Origin of the sequence: Benzoatithermus flavus, assembly GCF_037908215.1 — a bacterium.
Taxonomy (GTDB): domain Bacteria; phylum Pseudomonadota; class Alphaproteobacteria; order Geminicoccales; family Geminicoccaceae; genus Benzoatithermus; species Benzoatithermus flavus.
In genome coordinates, this window is record NZ_JBBLZC010000019.1 from 58914 (window position 1) to 73916 (window position 15003).

Consider the following 15003-nt stretch of genomic DNA (forward strand, 5'->3'; position numbering starts at 1 on the left):
ACGAGACCTGCCCGGATCATACCGATGCGGGCGTCCGAGCGGCGAGGATGCGCTCGACGAGGTCGAGGTCCTCGGGCTTGTCGACGTCGATCGCGGCTTCCGCCATCGGCAGCTTGGCGGCGGCGAGCCGGATGCCGAGCCGTCGTCCGGCCCGCGCCAGCGCCTGGTCGAGGGTGAGGAGCCGGCAGGCATAGGCGAGAAGGAAGGCCGGACCGAGCCGGCGGGCGAGCCGCCAGGGCCGCTTGCGCTCGCCCTCGACCGCCTGCCAGAAAGCGATGCCCGCCCGCGCCGTCTCGCTCTGCAGCGCGAACAGGTTGGCACCCGACCACGCACCGTCGCGGAACACGAGCCAGGTGCGCCGGGTCGAAGGATAGCACGCCTCGACCCGACGCTTCGCCACGAAGCCGGCGACGATATCGGCGCCCGTCGTTTCGGCTTGTGTCAGGAAGGCGTCGAGCATGGCGGGAGTGAGGAGCGGATGGTCCGCCGTGGTCACGAGGAGAGGTGTCGGTGCCAGGGCCAGGGCGTCGAGCACGGACCGGCCGAGGCCGGGCGCCGCCTGCAGCGCCCGCAGCCGGCCTTCGGCCTCGAGTGCCTGGGCGGTCGGCAGGTCCGCCCGCAGCGCCGGCTCGTCGAGCGCCACCAGCACGGTACCGATGTGCGGGCTGGCCGCGAGCGCTGTCAGCACCCGCTCGAGCAGGGGCACACCGCCTGCCGGCGCGAGGCACTTGTGCGGGACCCCGCGGCAGCGGGCGACGGGATCGGCCTCGCGCCGGCGGCTGCCGGCGAGGACCAGGGCGGTCCGGCGGCAGGCGGCCGTCATGCGGGCACCTTCCCATGCGGCAGGCGAGACTCGTGTGGTGCGACGAGCCTCCCGAAGGTCCGCGAGGCGAGACGATCCGGGGTGTTCCTGATCCGAGAGGGCGGCAGGCTCAAGCGCAGGCTCCTGCGTGCTCGACGACCGCCTCATTCAGCGGTCCCGCACCTGCCGCTTCCTTGACCTAGATCAAGCCATCGACGAGAACGACCACGGACACTGCCGGGTGTTGCAACTGGACGCCTCGCCCGGTCGCTCAGCCGGTCCGCGTCGCCGCGAGCACCGCCCGGCGCACGCTCGGACCGCACGCGTGGCGATCGCGTGCGTCCATGCGACGTCCCCCGTCACCGGCCCAGAAAATCGAGAAGGGCCGTGGTGAACGCTTCCGCCGCTTCGACGTTGGCGAGATGCGCGGCCTCGAGCTCGACCAGCCGGGCGCCCGGAATCCGCTCGGCGATCAGGCGCGCGTGCTCGGGCGGGGTCGCCTCGTCGTAGCGGCCGGCGACGACCAGGGTCGGCATGCGGATCGCCTGGAGCTCGTCGCGCTGGTCCATGTCGCGCACGGCGGCGCAGCAGGCCGTGTAGCCCTCCGGCCGGGCAGCGCGCAGCATGGCGGCGATGCGCGCCACCGCTTCGGGTGCCTGCTCCTGGAAGCCTTTGGTGAACCAGCGATCGATCACCCCCGGCACGATCGCGGCCATGCCTTGCGCCTCGACGGTGGCGATGCGCTGGTTCCAGATCTCGGGCGCGCCGATCTGGGCGGAGGTGTTGGCGAGCACGAGGCGGGTCAGCCGCCCGCCGGCCCGAATGCCGAGCCACTGGCCCACCATGCCGCCCATGGACAGGCCGCAGAACGCCACCCGCTCGAGCCCGAGTGCATCGAGGAGCTCGAGCGCGTCGCGGCCGAGCCGTGCGATGGTGTAAGGGCCGGGAGGCGCATCGGAGCGGCCGTGGCCGCGGCTGTCGTAGCGCAGCACCCGATAGTGCCTAGTGAGCGCTGCCATCTGCGGCTGCCACATCTCGAGCGTGGTGCCGAGCGAGTTGGACAGCAGCACCGTGGGTGCTGTCGCGGGCCCCTCCACCTGGTAGAAGATCCGGCAGCCGTCACCGGCCTGAACGTAGGACATCGCTTCGTTCTCCTTTCTGTGCCATGCCCGTCGCACGATCGGCGAGGCCGCCTGCCCGCTCGTTGCCATCGAGCGACAGGTCAGCGGCAGACCCACGTAGTTTTCCGCGATCATGGTGGCGGCGCACGAGCCTATATGCCGGCCCGGGGGACGATCAATCCCTCGACCTGCGCGCCTATCCCGTGGTCGAGAAGCACCGCTTCGTCTGGGTGTGGATGGGTGACCCGGTGCCGGCGATCCAGCCAAGGTCTCGGACCTGCGCTGGAACGACAGCGAGGAAGGGACCGGCGAGGGCGGCACCTTCTACGGGCTCGCAGCGGCCGGGTAGGTCCGGTCATGCGCGCCGCCAATGCCTGGACCGACGCCGAGTTTGCGGCGACACGGGACGTCGCGCGCAACAGCCGCCTGTTCGGGATCGGGCCCGAGGGTGGAGCGGTGCCGTGGGGACCGGGCAGCAACTCGAACCTCGTCGTGCTTGCGGGTGGGCGAGCCGGATCCCGAACTCTACCGGATTGCGGTCAAGTGCCTGCCGGAAAGCCGGGGCGGCTCGACCTATATGTGGAGCCTCGCTCCGGGGGCCAGGCTCAAGATCACCCGGCCCGAGAACCATCCCGAGTTCGCCTTCGCCGCCGAGCTTCGGGAGCGGATCGGTGACCGGCTCGAGCTGTTCGTCTCCGAGGAAGGCCGGCGGATCGACGTGGCGGCCGAGATCGGGTGGTTGGCACCGGACGGGGGCTCTATGTCTGCGGACCGATCCCGCTCCTGAACGATGTGGTCAGAGGCGGAATCACGGTCGACACCGCCGACAGACCTCTTTGAGCGGACGCCCGACGGCGCTACGACCGTCGTAGGCGCAAGAAGGATCGGCAACGGGAGGCCGGGCGGAATGAAGCGGAGAACGTGGCATGCGGCGGTCGTGGCCGTGGGGCTTTCGGTGTTCCTCGGGAGTGGGGCCATGGCCGAGGAAACGATCAAGGTCGGGCTGATCCTGCCGATGACGGGCCCCTCCGCCTCGACCGGGCGACAGGTCGAGGCCGGGGCCAGACTCTATCTCGACCAGCACGGCGACACGGTCGGCGGCAGGAAGATCGAGCTCGTCGTCCGGGACGATACCGGCACGGCCGACGTCACCAAGCGCGTCGCGCAGGAGCTCGTCGTGCGCGACAAGGTCGACGTGCTCGCGGGCTTCGGCCTCACCCCTCTGGCCCTGGCGGCGGCCCCCATCGCCACCCAGGCCAAGAAGCCCATGGTCGTCATGGCGGCGGCGACCTCGATCATCACCGAGAGCTCACCCTTCATCGTCCGCACCAGCTTCACCCTGCCCCAGGTGACGACGGGCATCGCGCAGTGGGCCGCCGAGAACGGGATCAAGAAGGCGGCGAGCCTCGTCACCGACTACGCCCCTGGGATCGATGCCGCCAAGACCTTCAAGGAGGTGTTCACGAAGAACGGTGGCGAAGTCGTGGCCGAGCTCGCCGTGCCGCTCAAGAACCCGGACTTCGCCCCGTTCCTCCAGCGCGCGGCCGACGCCAGGCCCGACGCGCTGTTCGTGTTCGTGCCCTCGGGCTTCGGCTCGGTGTTCATGAACCAGTTCAAGGAGCGCGGCCTGGCGCAGGCCGGGATCAGGCTCATCGCGACCGGCGACGTGACCGACGACGACCTTCTGAACGGCATGGGCGATGCGGCCATCGGCGTCGTCAGCTCGCACCATTACTCGGCCGCTCATCCCTCGCCCGAGAACCAGGCCTTCGTGCAGGCCTTCGAGGCCGCGAACGGCGGGATGCGCCCGAACTTCATGGCGGTCGGTGGCTATGATGGGATGCACGCGATCAAGGTCGCCCTCGAGAAGACGGGCGGCGCGACCGACGGCAAGGCCCTGGTCGAGGCCATGAAGGGCATGGCGTGGGAGAGCCCGCGCGGACCGGTCGCGATCGATCCCGAGACGCGCGACATCGTCCAGACGGTCTATCTGCGCCGGGTCGAGCGCGGGGCCGACGGCAAGCTCTGGAATGTCGAGTTCGCCTCGATGCCGGCCGTGAAGGACCCGGTCAAGGCGGCGAAATAGATGGCCGGACGCGAGCCACGAGCGGCGGAACGGTATCGATGCTGACCGTGCTCTTCGACGGCATCGCTTATGGGATGCTCCTGTTCATCCTGTCCTGCGGCCTCGCGGTCACGCTCGGCCTGATGAATTTCGTCAACCTCGCGCACGGCGCCTTCGCCATGGCGGGAGGCTACGTCACGGCGGTCTCGATGAACCGGGCCGGTATGCCCTTCCTCCTCTGCTTGCCGCTCGCCTTCCTCGCCGCCGCGGCCCTGGGCGTCGTGCTCGAGCGTACGCTCTACGTCCGGCTCTACGGCAAGAGCCATCTCGACCAGGTCCTGTTCTCGATCGGCCTCGTCTTCATGGCGATGTCGACGGTCGACTATCTCTTCGGCGCGCAGCAGCAGCTCGTCGAGCTGCCGGCGTTCCTCACGGGCCAGATCCAACTCTTGGGCGCTCGGCTCGGGATCTACCGGCTGTTCCTGATCACCGTCTGCGCCGTGATCGCTCTCCTCCTGCAGCTCGTTCTCGTCCGCACCCGCTTCGGCAGTCAGCTCCGGGCCAGCGTCGACGATGCCAGGGTGGCGCGAGGTCTCGGCATGAACGTGGATCGGATCTTCGCCCTCACCTTCGCCGCGGGCTCGGGCCTCGCCGGGCTAGGCGGTGCCTTGGGCATCCAGCTCCTGAGCGTCGATCCCACCTTCCCGGTCAAGTACATGATCTACTTTCTGATCGTCGTGACCGTGGGCGGCACGACCTCGATGACCGGACCGTTTCTCGCTGCACTCCTCATCGGTGTGGCCGACATCGCCGGCAAGTACTACTTGCCCGAGCTCGGCGCCTTCATGATCTACAGCGTCATGGTCGTGGTCCTGATCCTCAAGCCCAAGGGTCTGTTCGGGCAGGCGGGTGCGCGATGAGCCGGACGGGGTTCCTGGGCGGCATCGCGTCGGCACCGGCCGAGGCCGCGGGCACGCAGGCCGAGGCGAAGATCTGGCTCGGGCGGGCGGCACGGGTGGGCTGGCCCGAGATCCTGTTCTGGCTCCTGCCCGTCCTCGCCTTCTTTCTTCTCCCCGACCGGCTGCCGCTCATGAGCGAGATCGCGATCCTCAGCCTGTTCGCGCTCTCGCTCGATCTGATCCTGGGCTATGCCGGCATCGTCTCGCTCGGGCACGCGGCGTTCTTCGGGCTCGGCGCCTACACGGCGGGGCTGCTTGCGCGCCACGGCTGGAGCGAGCCGCTCTCGGGCCTCGCGCTCGCCACCGCGGCGGCGGGCCTTTTGGGCTTTCTCTCGAGCTTTCTCGTCCTGCGCGGCTCCGATCTCACCCGGCTCATGGTGACCTTGGGCGTCGCCATGGTGCTCGCCGAGCTCGCCAACAAGATGGCCTGGCTCACAGGGGGAGCCGACGGCCTCGTCGGCATGGAGGTCGGCCCGATCCTCGGCCTGTTCGAGTTCGACATCTTCGGCCGGACCGGGTTCGTCTATGCCACGGTCGTGCTGTTCCTCCTGTTCTGCGTCGCCCGCTATCTCGTCCATACCGTGTTCGGCCTCACCTTGCGTGGGATCAAGGGCAACCGGCTGCGCATGGAGGCGATCGGCGCGCCGGTGAGCCGGAACCTGATCGCCGTCTATACTCTGGCCGCGGCCTATGCCGGTGCGGCGGGCGCTCTCCTCGCGCAAACGACGCAGTTCGTCTCGCTCGACGTGCTCGAGTTCCACCGCTCGGCCGAGGTGCTGCTCGTGCTCATCATCGGTGGTACGGGCTACCTCTACGGCGGGCTCGTGGGTGCCGTCCTGTTCCGTGTGGCGCAGGACTGGCTCACCGGCTTCACCCAGCAATACTGGCTGTTCTGGCTGGGTCTGATCCTGGTCGTGCTCGTCCTGGTCTCGCGCGAGGGGCTGAAGGGCCTGTTCGATCTCGCCCGGCGGCGGCTGCAGCGCGGAGCCGGGCCGTGAGCGTGCTCGAGGCCAAAGGCCTCGTGAAGCGCTTCGGCGGCTTTCTCGCCACCAACGACGTCTCGATCGGCTTCGCGCAAGGAGCGCGCCATGCCCTGATCGGCCCCAACGGTGCCGGCAAGACCACGCTCGTCAACCTGCTCACGGGCGTGCTGCGCCCCGATGTCGGCACCATCCTGCTCGAGGGGCGGGACGTGACCGGGCTCCCGCCGCACGAGCGCGTCCGGCTCGGCCTCGTCCGCACCTTCCAGATCAACCAGCTCTTTTCCGGGCTGACGCCTTTGGAATCGATCCTGCTCGCCATCGCCCAGCGCATCGACCGGAAGGGCGACCGGTGGCGCCCGGTCGCGCGCGACGACGAGGCGATAAGGGAAGCCGTGGAGCTCCTGACCCGGCTCGACCTCGAGAGCGTCATGACCCGGCCGACCGCCACGCTCGCCTACGGCAAGCGCCGCCTGCTCGAGGTGGCGCTGGCGCTCGCCTGCCGGCCACGGGTGCTGCTGCTCGACGAGCCCGCCGCGGGCGTGCCGCACGGCGAGCGCGACGAGATCCTGAACGCCATCGCCCTCCTGCCGCGCGAGGTGACGGTGGTGCTGATCGAGCACGACATGGACCTCGTGTTCCGCTTCGCGGAGCGGATCTCGGTGCTGGTGAACGGTGCGCTTCTCATGGAGGGAACACCTGCGGAGGTGGCGGCGAGCCGGAAGGTGCGCGAGGTCTATCTCGGGGAGAGCCTCGATGGCTGAGCTCCTCGTGCTCGAGCGCGTCTCGGCCGGCTACGGCGAGGCCTGCGTCCTCGCCGAGGTCTCGTTCGGCCTCGAGGAAGGCCGGTCCCTGGCGGTGCTCGGGCGCAACGGCACCGGCAAGACCACCCTCGTCGAGACGATCATGGGCCTGACCACGCTCCATGGCGGCCGCATCGTGCTTCGCGGCCGGGAGATCGGCCGGCTCCGGAGCGACCGGCGCGCCGCCGAAGGGATCGGCTGGGTGCCGCAGGAGCGCAGCATCTTCGCCTCGCTCACGGTCGAGGAGAACCTGACCGCGGTGGCGCGGCCCGGACCCTGGACGGTCGAGCGGGTCTACGCCGCGTTCCCGCGCCTGCGCGAGCGGCGCCGCACTCCCGGTACCCGGCTCTCGGGCGGCGAGCAGCAGATGCTGGCGATCGGCAGAGCACTCGTGCTCAACCCGAAGCTCCTCCTGCTCGACGAGCCGCTCGAGGGCCTCGCCCCCATCGTCGTCGAGGAGCTGCTCGCCGTCCTCGCGCGGCTGATCCGCGAGGAAGGGGTGAGCACGATCCTGGTCGAGCAGCACGCGCGCAAGATCCTGCCGCTCACCGACCAGGCCCTCATTCTCGAGCGCGGCACGGTCGTCCACAGCGGCGCCAGCGCGGAGCTGCTCCGGGACGAGCGCACCCTCGAGGCGTTCCTGGGGGCCACCGGCCGACGCGCGGCCGGCCGCGGCGCGAGCGAGGTCCATGCCCGCTGAAGGCCTATGGCCGAGGAGGGAGGATGGCAGACGTGCCGCTGGGGGCGAAGGCCGTCGCCGGGGTCATCGGCCGGGGTTCGTCCTCGGAAACGCGGGTGCCGGGCGGCATCCGGGCATAGAACGCGGCGGCCGCCCGGATGTCGGCCTCGGTGAGGCGGCTGGCGAAGCCCAGCATGAGATGCGCGAAGGGCGTCCCGCCGCGCGTGCCGCTGCGGAACAGCTCGAGCTGGCGCTCGATATAGCCGGCATCCTGGCCGGCGATCTCCGGGTAATGGGGATAGCGCGCCGGCGGGCCGTGGCAGCTCGTGCAGGGCGGGATGCCCTGCTCCGGGCGGCCGCTGCGCGCTAGTGTTTCGCCGTGCCGGAGCAGCCCCTGTTCTGCGGGCGGACGATCGTGCTGCGTCGGCCTGGACCGGGAGGCGTAATGGCGGGCCAGCCTTGCGATCGCCTCGTCGTCGAGCGCTCGTGCCAGCGGCTGCATGATGCCGCTGGCACGGTGCCGCTCGGCGTAGGCGCGCAAGGTGGCGGCGAGATAGGGCTCGTTCTGGCCACCGATCAGCGGGATGCCGGCTCCGGCGGTGTCGGCACCGTCGCGGCCGTGGCAGCGGGCGCAGTTCGCGAGCACGAGCGCGATCGGCCCCTCCCCGAGATCGGCGAGACCGGCCTCGCCGGCATCCGCCGACCCGGCCGCCTCGAGGCCGTAAGCGAGGTGCCGGTAGCCGACAGCATCGAGCTCCGGCAGCCGCAGGAGGAAGGCCACGACCGACCAGACCTCGTCGGGCCGGGCCTGCGTCGCCCAGGCCGGCATGCCGCTGAATTTCACCCCGTGCTGCACGATCCAGAACAGGTGCCGCGGCTCCCAACTCGGAATCTTGGGCGGCAGCGATGGCGGGTGCGGCGTCATCTCGAGCGCTATCGGCGACTGCGGCTCGCCCGGAGCGCCGTGGCAGGGCGCACAGCCGCTGGCGAAGTGGGCCGCTCCCAGTGCCACCCGATGGGGATCGTCCAGCCCCGCCGGCGGCTCGATGCCCATGCTCTGCGTATCGACCGCCTGGCGCATGGTGAAATGGAGAAACCAGGCCACGGGTGGCCAGTGCCCGCTGCTCGCTGCCACCGAGACCAGCCCCGACCAGGCGACCAGGAACCCGCCGAGCGCCAGGAGGATCGCGAATCCGACCAGATGCTTCCAGCCTATGCGCATCGGCCTTCCCGCTGCTCGCGGCGCTCGAAGCCGCGCTCGGGCGGTGCTCGCAGCAGCTCGGCCAGGAGCACGAGCCCACCCGCGAGATAGGCGATGCCGCCCATGGTGAGCATGACGACCCCGCCCAGCTCCTGATCGGCAAGGAGTACCGGGCCCGCCGGGGAGCCGTGGTCGTGCGCGAAGAGAGGCCGCGGTGCCAGCGCCAGCAGCACGCCCAGGAGCGTCATGTGCGTGGCGGTGAGCAGCAGCGCCAGGATGCCCTCCGGCCCCCGTGCCAGCCGCCCGGACGGATCGCGGGCGAGCGTGGTTGCCCAGAGCCAGAACCCGGCCACGAAGAAGGATGCCTGCTCGGCGAGCCGGACGGCGCCGTCCATCCGTGCTGCTTCGTGCAAGGCCGGCGCGTGCCAGCCCCAGACGACGAGGAGCTCCAGAAGCGAGGCCGGCACGGGCGGGCACCAGGCCGCCAGGCGCAGGCCCAACCGTGGTATCGTGCGCGCGAGCGCTGCGGCGAGGAGCGGGGCGGCCACGGCGACCACGAGCATGTGGCTCGCCATGTGCGCGGTGAAGGGGCCGGGCAGGAGGGTGTCCACGAGCGGCATCCAGGCAGCCGCGAGGGCCGCAAGGCCCGAGAGCAGGAGCAGGACCGTCCGCATGCCGCTCATCGGCAGCTCGCCGCGAGCAGTGCCGCGAGGGCGGTGTAGATGGTCGCGACGAAGCTGAGGCCGCACAAGAGCAACGCCGCGAAGCCCAGGAAGCGGCGGCGGTCGGCGAGCGTCGCCGCATCGTGCGGCGGTTCGGGATCGCCGGCATGATACCAGCGCCGGTAGGCGTTCCAGCCCAGCCCCAGAATGCCGAGGAGTGCCATAGCCGTGAGCACCGCGACATAGCGCTGGATCGGGTCGAGCGCCGCCGTCGCCGTCGCCCATTTGGCGCAGTAGACCGCAGCACCGACATAGGAGGCGAGGAAATGCACGGCCCAGATGGCGGGGCCGGCGGTGAGAAGCCATAAGCCGCGCTCGTGCCAGAACTGGGTGGCCGGCATCGGCGTCAGGCCACGAGCGGGAACAGGGCCGTCACCGCGTAAGCGACGAGCACGGTGGCGCCGAGGAAGTGCCAGTAGAGCGAGACGTTCCACATGTCGATGTCGTGCTCGGGTGTGAGCCGGCCGGCCCAGCTCCGGGCGATGCCGTAGAGCTGCATGACGAGGCCGAGCCCGGCATGGAGAGCCGTCCAGATCAGGATCACCCAGACCGTGGCCGGATAGGCGTGGGCGGTGGGATCGAGCCCGTGCAGCCAGGGGCCGAGGAGGAGCCCCGCACCGCCCAGCGCGGTCGCAGCCGCGGCGAGCCAGAGCGCACGCCGCAGGCCCGAGGGACCCTTGGCGCCATGGCGGCGCCGTGCCTGCCAGGTCAGAGCCCAGGCGAGGAGGAGGGTCAAGGTCGCGAGCGTCGGCCAGAGCAGGCCGGGCCCGGCGCCGCTTCCGGGCGGAAAGTCGCTCCGGACGGTCCAGAAGAAGAAATAGCCGAAGACGAGGCTCGCGAACGCCGTGGCGTCGCCCACCATGGTGATGAACATCGCCCACCAGCCGCAGGACCGCGGACCCGAGAGATAGAGCGGCAGCACGAGGCCGAGGCCCACGTCTTTCTCGGGCTTCTCCGGGATCTCGGCCGAGCCGTTCCAGAGCCACCAGAGGATCGCGACGAGCGCGAGCACGGCGCAGCCGAGCGCCGGCCCGTAGAGGTGGAAGGTGGGGAAGACGAACACCCCGCCCGTGAACAAGGCTGCCCAGAGCGTCACCCAGGTCGGGCCGGCGAGGCGCAGGCACTGGATCGGCTCGGCATCGAGGGTGGAGGTGATGATCGTCTCGCGCCGCTGCTCCTCGGCGTCGGGCAGGTAAAAGGCGCCCGTGTCCATCTGCTCGAGGAAGCTCGGCTGCTCCCAGAGCGGGTAGCGTGACGTGATCACCGGCACCGAGCGAATACCCCAGGATTCGGGCAGAATCGTTGCCGCCCATTCGAGCGTACCGGCGTTCCAGGGGTTGCGCTCGACCGACGGCGCACGGCGCTTGGGGCGCAGGACGTCGGAGACGACGAGGAGCACACCGGCCGCGAAGACGAAGGCGCCGACCGTGGAGACGAGATTGAGCCAGTTTAAGCCCAGCCCTGCGGGATAGGTGAACACGCGCCGCGGCATGCCGCGGAGCCCGGTAAGATGCATCGGCAGGAAGGCGATGTTGAAGCCCACGAACATCAGCCAGAATGCCCATTGGCCGAGCTTCTCGGAGAGCTTCCGGCTGCCGACGAGCGGGAAGTAGTAGTAGATGCCGGCCACGACCGGGAACAGCATTCCCCCGATCAGGACATAGTGCAGATGGGCGACGACGAAGTAGGTGTCGTGCGCCTGCCAGTCGAACGGGGCCAGCGCCACCATGACCCCGGTGAGCCCGCCGATCACGAAGATGGCAAGAGCACCCGAGGCGAACAGCATCGGCACGGACGGCACGACGCGGCCGAGAAGGAGGGTGGCAATGAAGACGAAGATCTGGACACCCGTGGGGATCACCACCGCTTCGGAGGCGGCCGAGAAGAAGGCTTGGCTGATGGAAGGCAGGCCCACCGCGAACATGTGATGGACCCAGAGGCCGAAGCTCAAGAAGCCCGTGCCCATCGCGGCCAGCACGATCCAGGAATAGCCGAAGATCGGCCGCTGCGCGAAGGTCGGCACGATCATCGCCATGAGCGCGATCGAAGGCAGGAAGATGATGTAGACCTCGGGATGGCCGAAGATCCAGAACAGATGCTGCCAGAGCAGCGGGTCGCCGCCGCGCCTCGGATCGAAGAACGGCCAGTCGGCCAGGCGCTCGAGCTCGAACAGCAGGTCGCCCGCGAGGAGCGGCGGGAAGGCGAACAGGATCATCCCGGCGACCACGAGGATGTACCAGCCATAGAGCGGGATCAGGTTGATCCGCATGCCGGGCGGGCGGCATTTGAGGACACCGACGATGAGCTCGACCGCGGCCGCGATCGAGGCGACCTCGATGAAGCTGAGGCCTAAGAGCCAGATGTCGGCGCCGATGCCGGTCTGCTCGGTGTCGGTCGTGAGCGGCGGGTACATGAACCAGCCGGCCTGCGGTGCCGCATCGAAGAAGATCGAGCCCGCGACGAACACGCCGCCGATGAGAAAGCACCAGTAACCATAGGCCGAAAGGCGCGGGAAGGGCAGGTCGCGGGCACCCAGGATCGCCGGCAGGATCAGGATCGAGAACGCCTCGAACACCGGCACGGCGAAGAGGAACATCATCACCGTGCCGTGCAGCGTGTAGAGCTGGTTGTAGGTCGTGGCCGAGACGAATTCGTTGTCGGGTACCGCGAGCTGGATGCGGACGAGAAGAGCGAGGATACCGGCGAACAGGAAGAAGAAGAACGCGGTCGCGGTGTACCAGACGCCGACCTCGGTGTTGTTGACCTCGCTCCAGTAGCGCCAGCCCGCAGGAGCCCGCCAGGTCTCGCGCAGCCGCTCCTCCTGGAGCCGCTGCTCCTCCTCGGTGAACGGGCTCGGGATCCGCTCGGGCGCGTTCACCGCAGACTCCCGAGATAGGATGCTAGCGCCTCGAGCTCGGCCGCCGGCAGCATCCCGAAGGCGGGCATCCGCACCTCGGGCTTGACCTCGGAAGTGGCGGCGATCCAGCGAACGAGGCTCGCGTGATCGTTCGGCAGGATGCCGGCGCCGAGGCTCCGGCGGCTCGCGATGTGGGTGAGGTCGGGGCCGATGATCCCTTGCGCACGCGTGCCGCGGATGGTGTGGCAGCCGCCGCAGCCGAGCTGGTCGAACAGCTCCGCACCGCGCGCGGCGGGCCCCTCGGACGGTGCCGCCGCCGGCGCGGCTTCGCGATCGAGCCAGGCATCGAATTCGGCAGGCTCCACGACCACGACCGCGAATGCCATCAGCGCGTGCGCAGTGCCGCAGAACTCGGCACAAGCACCACGGAACGTACCGGTGCGGGTCGGCTCGAGAACGAGGCGGTTGGTGCGGCCGGGGATCATGTCGACCTTGCCGGCGAGGGACGGGATCCAGAAGGAATGGATCACGTCGGGGCTCGTCAGCACGAGCTCGACCTGCTCTCCGCGCGGCAGCCTGATCTCGTTGGCGCTCGCGACGGGCTCCCCGCCCGGACGATGATAGGCGACGCGCCACCACCACTGCTCGCCCGAGACCGCGATCCGGAGCGGACCGCCCGGCGTGCGCAGGCTCGGGAGCATGGCGAGCCCCGGCACGAGCAGGCCGGTGAGAACGAGGAGCGGCAGCGCCACGCCACCGCCCAGGATCAGCCCCCGGCCGACCCATTCGGGGTGCTCGGCCGGACGCAGACGTGTGGCATAGACCGCGATGCCGGCCACGGCCGCCCACAAGACGCCGCCGCCGGCCACCATGGTCCAGAACAGGAAGGCGATGTCCCCGGCCTCACGACCGGCCGGGTCGAGCGCCGACTGGCTGCCGCTGCAGCCGCCGGCCGCCACGAGCAGCCATAAAGCGAAGATGTGCCGACCGGGCGGTCGGAAGGCCTGGCCTGCGGCCGGGAATGGCTGCCCATACTTCATGCCGCTCCGATACCCCGCGGCGCCGGATGGGGGGATCCTGACCGGACTATAACGTGCCGGCCAGCCGAAGGTGCCGAAGAGCGGGCGCTTACGCGCCGTGGAGCCCGACGGTAGCCGGCTGCTCCGGCGCCGGCCGGGACACCATCGCTTTGCCCAGGACGAACTCGGCGCACCGGCTGCCGAGCATCATCGCGGGTGCGGCCGTGTTGCCGGCGTTGATGTTCGGCATCGCCGAGAGATCGCACACCCGCAAGCCCTCGATGCCGCGCACCCGCATCCGGGAATCGAGCACGGCCAGAGGGTCGCCGACAGCACCCATCCGGCAGGTGCCGCTCGGATGGTAGTTCGTCTTCACGAAGCGCCGGCAGTGCTTCAGGATCGCCTCGTCGCTGAGATCGTCCGGATCGGGGATGGCGATGCGCTTCACCCGGTCCGCAAGCGGCCTGGTCTGAAAGGCGCGCAGGAAGAAGCGCTGCCCCTCGATCATGGCCTCGGCGTCGGCCGGGTCCTTCAGGAGGTTGGGCGAGACCAGCGGCATGTCGTCGGGGTTGGCCGAGCGCAGGCGCACGAAGCCGCGCGATTTCGGCTTCACCACGACCGTCGTGACGGTGAGGCCGTAAGTGTCCTCGACGAGGCCCAACGTATCGCGGTCGAGATAGACGATCGGCACGCAGAAGGCCTGGATCGTGGGCGGGGCCTCGGGGTCGGTCGGGTTGACGAAAGCGCCCGCCTCCACGCCGGCCGAGAGGATGGGGCCGGTGCCGAACAGCTTGAACTGCAGGCCGTTTCGGATCATCCGCCAGCCGACACCCTGCCTGTAGTAGCCGTAAGGTCCGCTCGCCATGGCGACGATCGGCACCTCGGGATGGTCGATCAGGTTCTCGCCCACGCCGGGAAGATCGACGACGCACGGGATGCCGTGCAGCCGCAGGTGATCGGCCGGGCCGATGCCGGAGAGCATGAGAAGCTGCGGCGAGACGAGAGCACCCGCGGCCACGATCACCTCGCCGTCGGCGAAGGCCTTCCGCTCGGCGCCGGCCTTGTCGCGCCAGGTGACGCCGACCGCCCGGCCCTGCTCGATCTCGATCCGGCGCACCGGGGCGTTCAGGCGGATGGTGAGGTTCGGGTTACCCTCGAGCGGCGCGAGGAAGGCGTAAGCGGCGCTGCTGCGCCGCCCGTGCCGGTTCATGAACTGGTAGAAGCCGACACCGCGCTGCGCCGGCCCGTTGAAGTCGTGGTTGTAGGGCTCGCCCAAGGCCTGGACGCTCTGGACGAACCAGCGCGAGACGTCGTTGATGTGGCCGGGATCGGAGACGAGGAGCGGACCGTCGATGCCGTGCCGCTCGTCGTAGAGCCGGCCATTGCCTTCCATGCCGCGAAAATGCGGCAGCACGTCGGCCCAGCGCCAGCCGGGATAGTCGTTGTCGCCACGTAAGTGCTCGTGCCACTCGTCGTAGTCCGACGGCCGGCCACGCATGTAGACCTGCGCGTTGACCGACGTGCCGCCGCCCAGCACGTGGCCTTGCGGGATATCGTGGACGCGGCCTGCGAGATGCTCCTGCGGCACCGTCTGATGATACCGCATGAACTTGCTGCCGTTGATCATCTTGAAGATGCCGGGCGGCATGTCGAGGAGCGGGTGGCGGTGCGAGTGCCCGGCCTCGAGGAGGAGGACGCGCGCGCCCCCTTCTTGGACCAGCTTCGCAGCGACGACGCAGCCGGCGGCACCGCCGCCGACGACGATGTAATCGAAACGTTCGGTCATCTGTCTCAA

At 69.8% G+C, this 15003-nt stretch carries 14 protein-coding genes; 6 read left to right on the top strand and 8 right to left on the bottom strand.

The genetic code is table 11. From position 1 onward, the window contains the following. Positions 1-16: 16 nt before the first annotated feature. Positions 17-823, bottom strand: a complete 807-nt coding sequence (locus tag U1T56_RS17300; protein WP_418160736.1) for an NTP transferase domain-containing protein — start codon at positions 821-823, stop codon at positions 17-19. Between the two features lie 338 nt (positions 824-1161). After that, the gene (gene pcaD / locus U1T56_RS17305; protein WP_418160737.1) at positions 1162-1944 is read right to left on the bottom strand and encodes a 3-oxoadipate enol-lactonase; all 783 of its coding nucleotides are present in this window, start codon (positions 1942-1944) and stop codon (positions 1162-1164) included. Between the two features lie 481 nt (positions 1945-2425). On the opposite strand from pcaD, the gene U1T56_RS17310 reads away from it, so the two are divergent. From U1T56_RS17310 to U1T56_RS17335, 6 genes are all read left to right on the top strand, one after another. Continuing rightward, on the top strand, positions 2426-2710 hold the full coding sequence (locus tag U1T56_RS17310) for a ferredoxin reductase domain-containing protein (RefSeq protein WP_418160738.1): 285 nt from the start codon (positions 2426-2428) through the stop codon (positions 2708-2710). Positions 2711-2830: 120 nt separating this feature from the next. Further along, positions 2831-4009: an ABC transporter substrate-binding protein gene (locus U1T56_RS17315; protein ID WP_418160739.1), complete on the top strand. Its 1179-nt coding sequence runs from the start codon at positions 2831-2833 to the stop codon at positions 4007-4009. A gap of 38 nt (positions 4010-4047) precedes the next feature. After that, positions 4048-4908, top strand: coding sequence for a branched-chain amino acid ABC transporter permease (locus tag U1T56_RS17320; RefSeq protein WP_418160740.1), 861 nt, complete (start codon positions 4048-4050; stop codon positions 4906-4908). Continuing rightward, on the top strand, positions 4905-5945 hold the full coding sequence (locus tag U1T56_RS17325; protein WP_418160741.1) for a branched-chain amino acid ABC transporter permease: 1041 nt from the start codon (positions 4905-4907) through the stop codon (positions 5943-5945). Before U1T56_RS17320 ends, U1T56_RS17325 begins: the two co-directional genes overlap by 4 nt. Then, complete coding sequence (locus tag U1T56_RS17330) at positions 5942-6691, top strand: ABC transporter ATP-binding protein (RefSeq protein WP_418160742.1); 750 nt, start codon at positions 5942-5944, stop codon at positions 6689-6691. The genes U1T56_RS17325 and U1T56_RS17330 overlap by 4 nt, the downstream gene beginning before the upstream one ends. After that, positions 6684-7430 (top strand): ABC transporter ATP-binding protein, encoded by a 747-nt coding sequence (locus tag U1T56_RS17335; protein ID WP_418160743.1) that lies wholly within the window; start codon positions 6684-6686, stop codon positions 7428-7430. Before U1T56_RS17330 ends, U1T56_RS17335 begins: the two co-directional genes overlap by 8 nt. Before the next feature lie 4 nt (positions 7431-7434). Here the strand turns inward: U1T56_RS17335 and U1T56_RS17340 are convergent, their stop codons facing one another. The 6 genes from U1T56_RS17340 to U1T56_RS17365 all read right to left on the bottom strand — a co-directional run bounded on the left by U1T56_RS17340 (position 7435) and on the right by U1T56_RS17365 (position 14994). After that, the gene (locus tag U1T56_RS17340) at positions 7435-8631 is read right to left on the bottom strand and encodes a c-type cytochrome (protein ID WP_418160744.1); all 1197 of its coding nucleotides are present in this window, start codon (positions 8629-8631) and stop codon (positions 7435-7437) included. Next, complete coding sequence (locus U1T56_RS17345; protein ID WP_418160745.1) at positions 8622-9293, bottom strand: cytochrome c oxidase assembly protein; 672 nt, start codon at positions 9291-9293, stop codon at positions 8622-8624. Before U1T56_RS17345 ends, U1T56_RS17340 begins: the two co-directional genes overlap by 10 nt. Beyond that, a complete protein-coding gene (locus tag U1T56_RS17350; protein ID WP_418160746.1) occupies positions 9290-9673 on the bottom strand; it encodes a hypothetical protein in 384 nt (127 codons plus the stop codon). Before U1T56_RS17350 ends, U1T56_RS17345 begins: the two co-directional genes overlap by 4 nt. Before the next feature lie 5 nt (positions 9674-9678). Continuing rightward, complete coding sequence (gene ctaD, locus U1T56_RS17355) at positions 9679-12210, bottom strand: cytochrome c oxidase subunit I (protein ID WP_418160747.1); 2532 nt, start codon at positions 12208-12210, stop codon at positions 9679-9681. Continuing rightward, complete coding sequence (coxB, locus tag U1T56_RS17360; RefSeq protein ID WP_418160748.1) at positions 12207-13229, bottom strand: cytochrome c oxidase subunit II; 1023 nt, start codon at positions 13227-13229, stop codon at positions 12207-12209. The genes ctaD and coxB overlap by 4 nt, the downstream gene beginning before the upstream one ends. Positions 13230-13317: 88 nt before the next feature. Beyond that, positions 13318-14994 carry a GMC family oxidoreductase gene (locus tag U1T56_RS17365; protein WP_418160749.1) on the bottom strand — a complete coding sequence of 559 codons (1677 nt, stop codon included), beginning with the start codon at positions 14992-14994 and terminating at the stop codon, positions 13318-13320. Positions 14995-15003: the final 9 nt, after the last annotated feature.

Coding starts and splice junctions, on each gene's coding strand:
- U1T56_RS17300 (WP_418160736.1), bottom strand. CDS start 823: ATGACGGCCGCCTGCCGCCGGACCGCCCTGGTCCTCGCCGGCAGCCGC.
- pcaD (WP_418160737.1), bottom strand. CDS start 1,944: ATGTCCTACGTTCAGGCCGGTGACGGCTGCCGGATCTTCTACCAGGTG.
- U1T56_RS17315 (WP_418160739.1), top strand. CDS start 2,831: ATGAAGCGGAGAACGTGGCATGCGGCGGTCGTGGCCGTGGGGCTTTCG.
- U1T56_RS17320 (WP_418160740.1), top strand. CDS start 4,048: ATGCTGACCGTGCTCTTCGACGGCATCGCTTATGGGATGCTCCTGTTC.
- U1T56_RS17325 (WP_418160741.1), top strand. CDS start 4,905: ATGAGCCGGACGGGGTTCCTGGGCGGCATCGCGTCGGCACCGGCCGAG.
- U1T56_RS17335 (WP_418160743.1), top strand. CDS start 6,684: ATGGCTGAGCTCCTCGTGCTCGAGCGCGTCTCGGCCGGCTACGGCGAG.
- U1T56_RS17340 (WP_418160744.1), bottom strand. CDS start 8,631: ATGCGCATAGGCTGGAAGCATCTGGTCGGATTCGCGATCCTCCTGGCG.
- U1T56_RS17345 (WP_418160745.1), bottom strand. CDS start 9,293: ATGAGCGGCATGCGGACGGTCCTGCTCCTGCTCTCGGGCCTTGCGGCC.
- U1T56_RS17350 (WP_418160746.1), bottom strand. CDS start 9,673: ATGCCGGCCACCCAGTTCTGGCACGAGCGCGGCTTATGGCTTCTCACC.
- coxB (WP_418160748.1), bottom strand. CDS start 13,229: ATGAAGTATGGGCAGCCATTCCCGGCCGCAGGCCAGGCCTTCCGACCG.
- U1T56_RS17365 (WP_418160749.1), bottom strand. CDS start 14,994: ATGACCGAACGTTTCGATTACATCGTCGTCGGCGGCGGTGCCGCCGGC.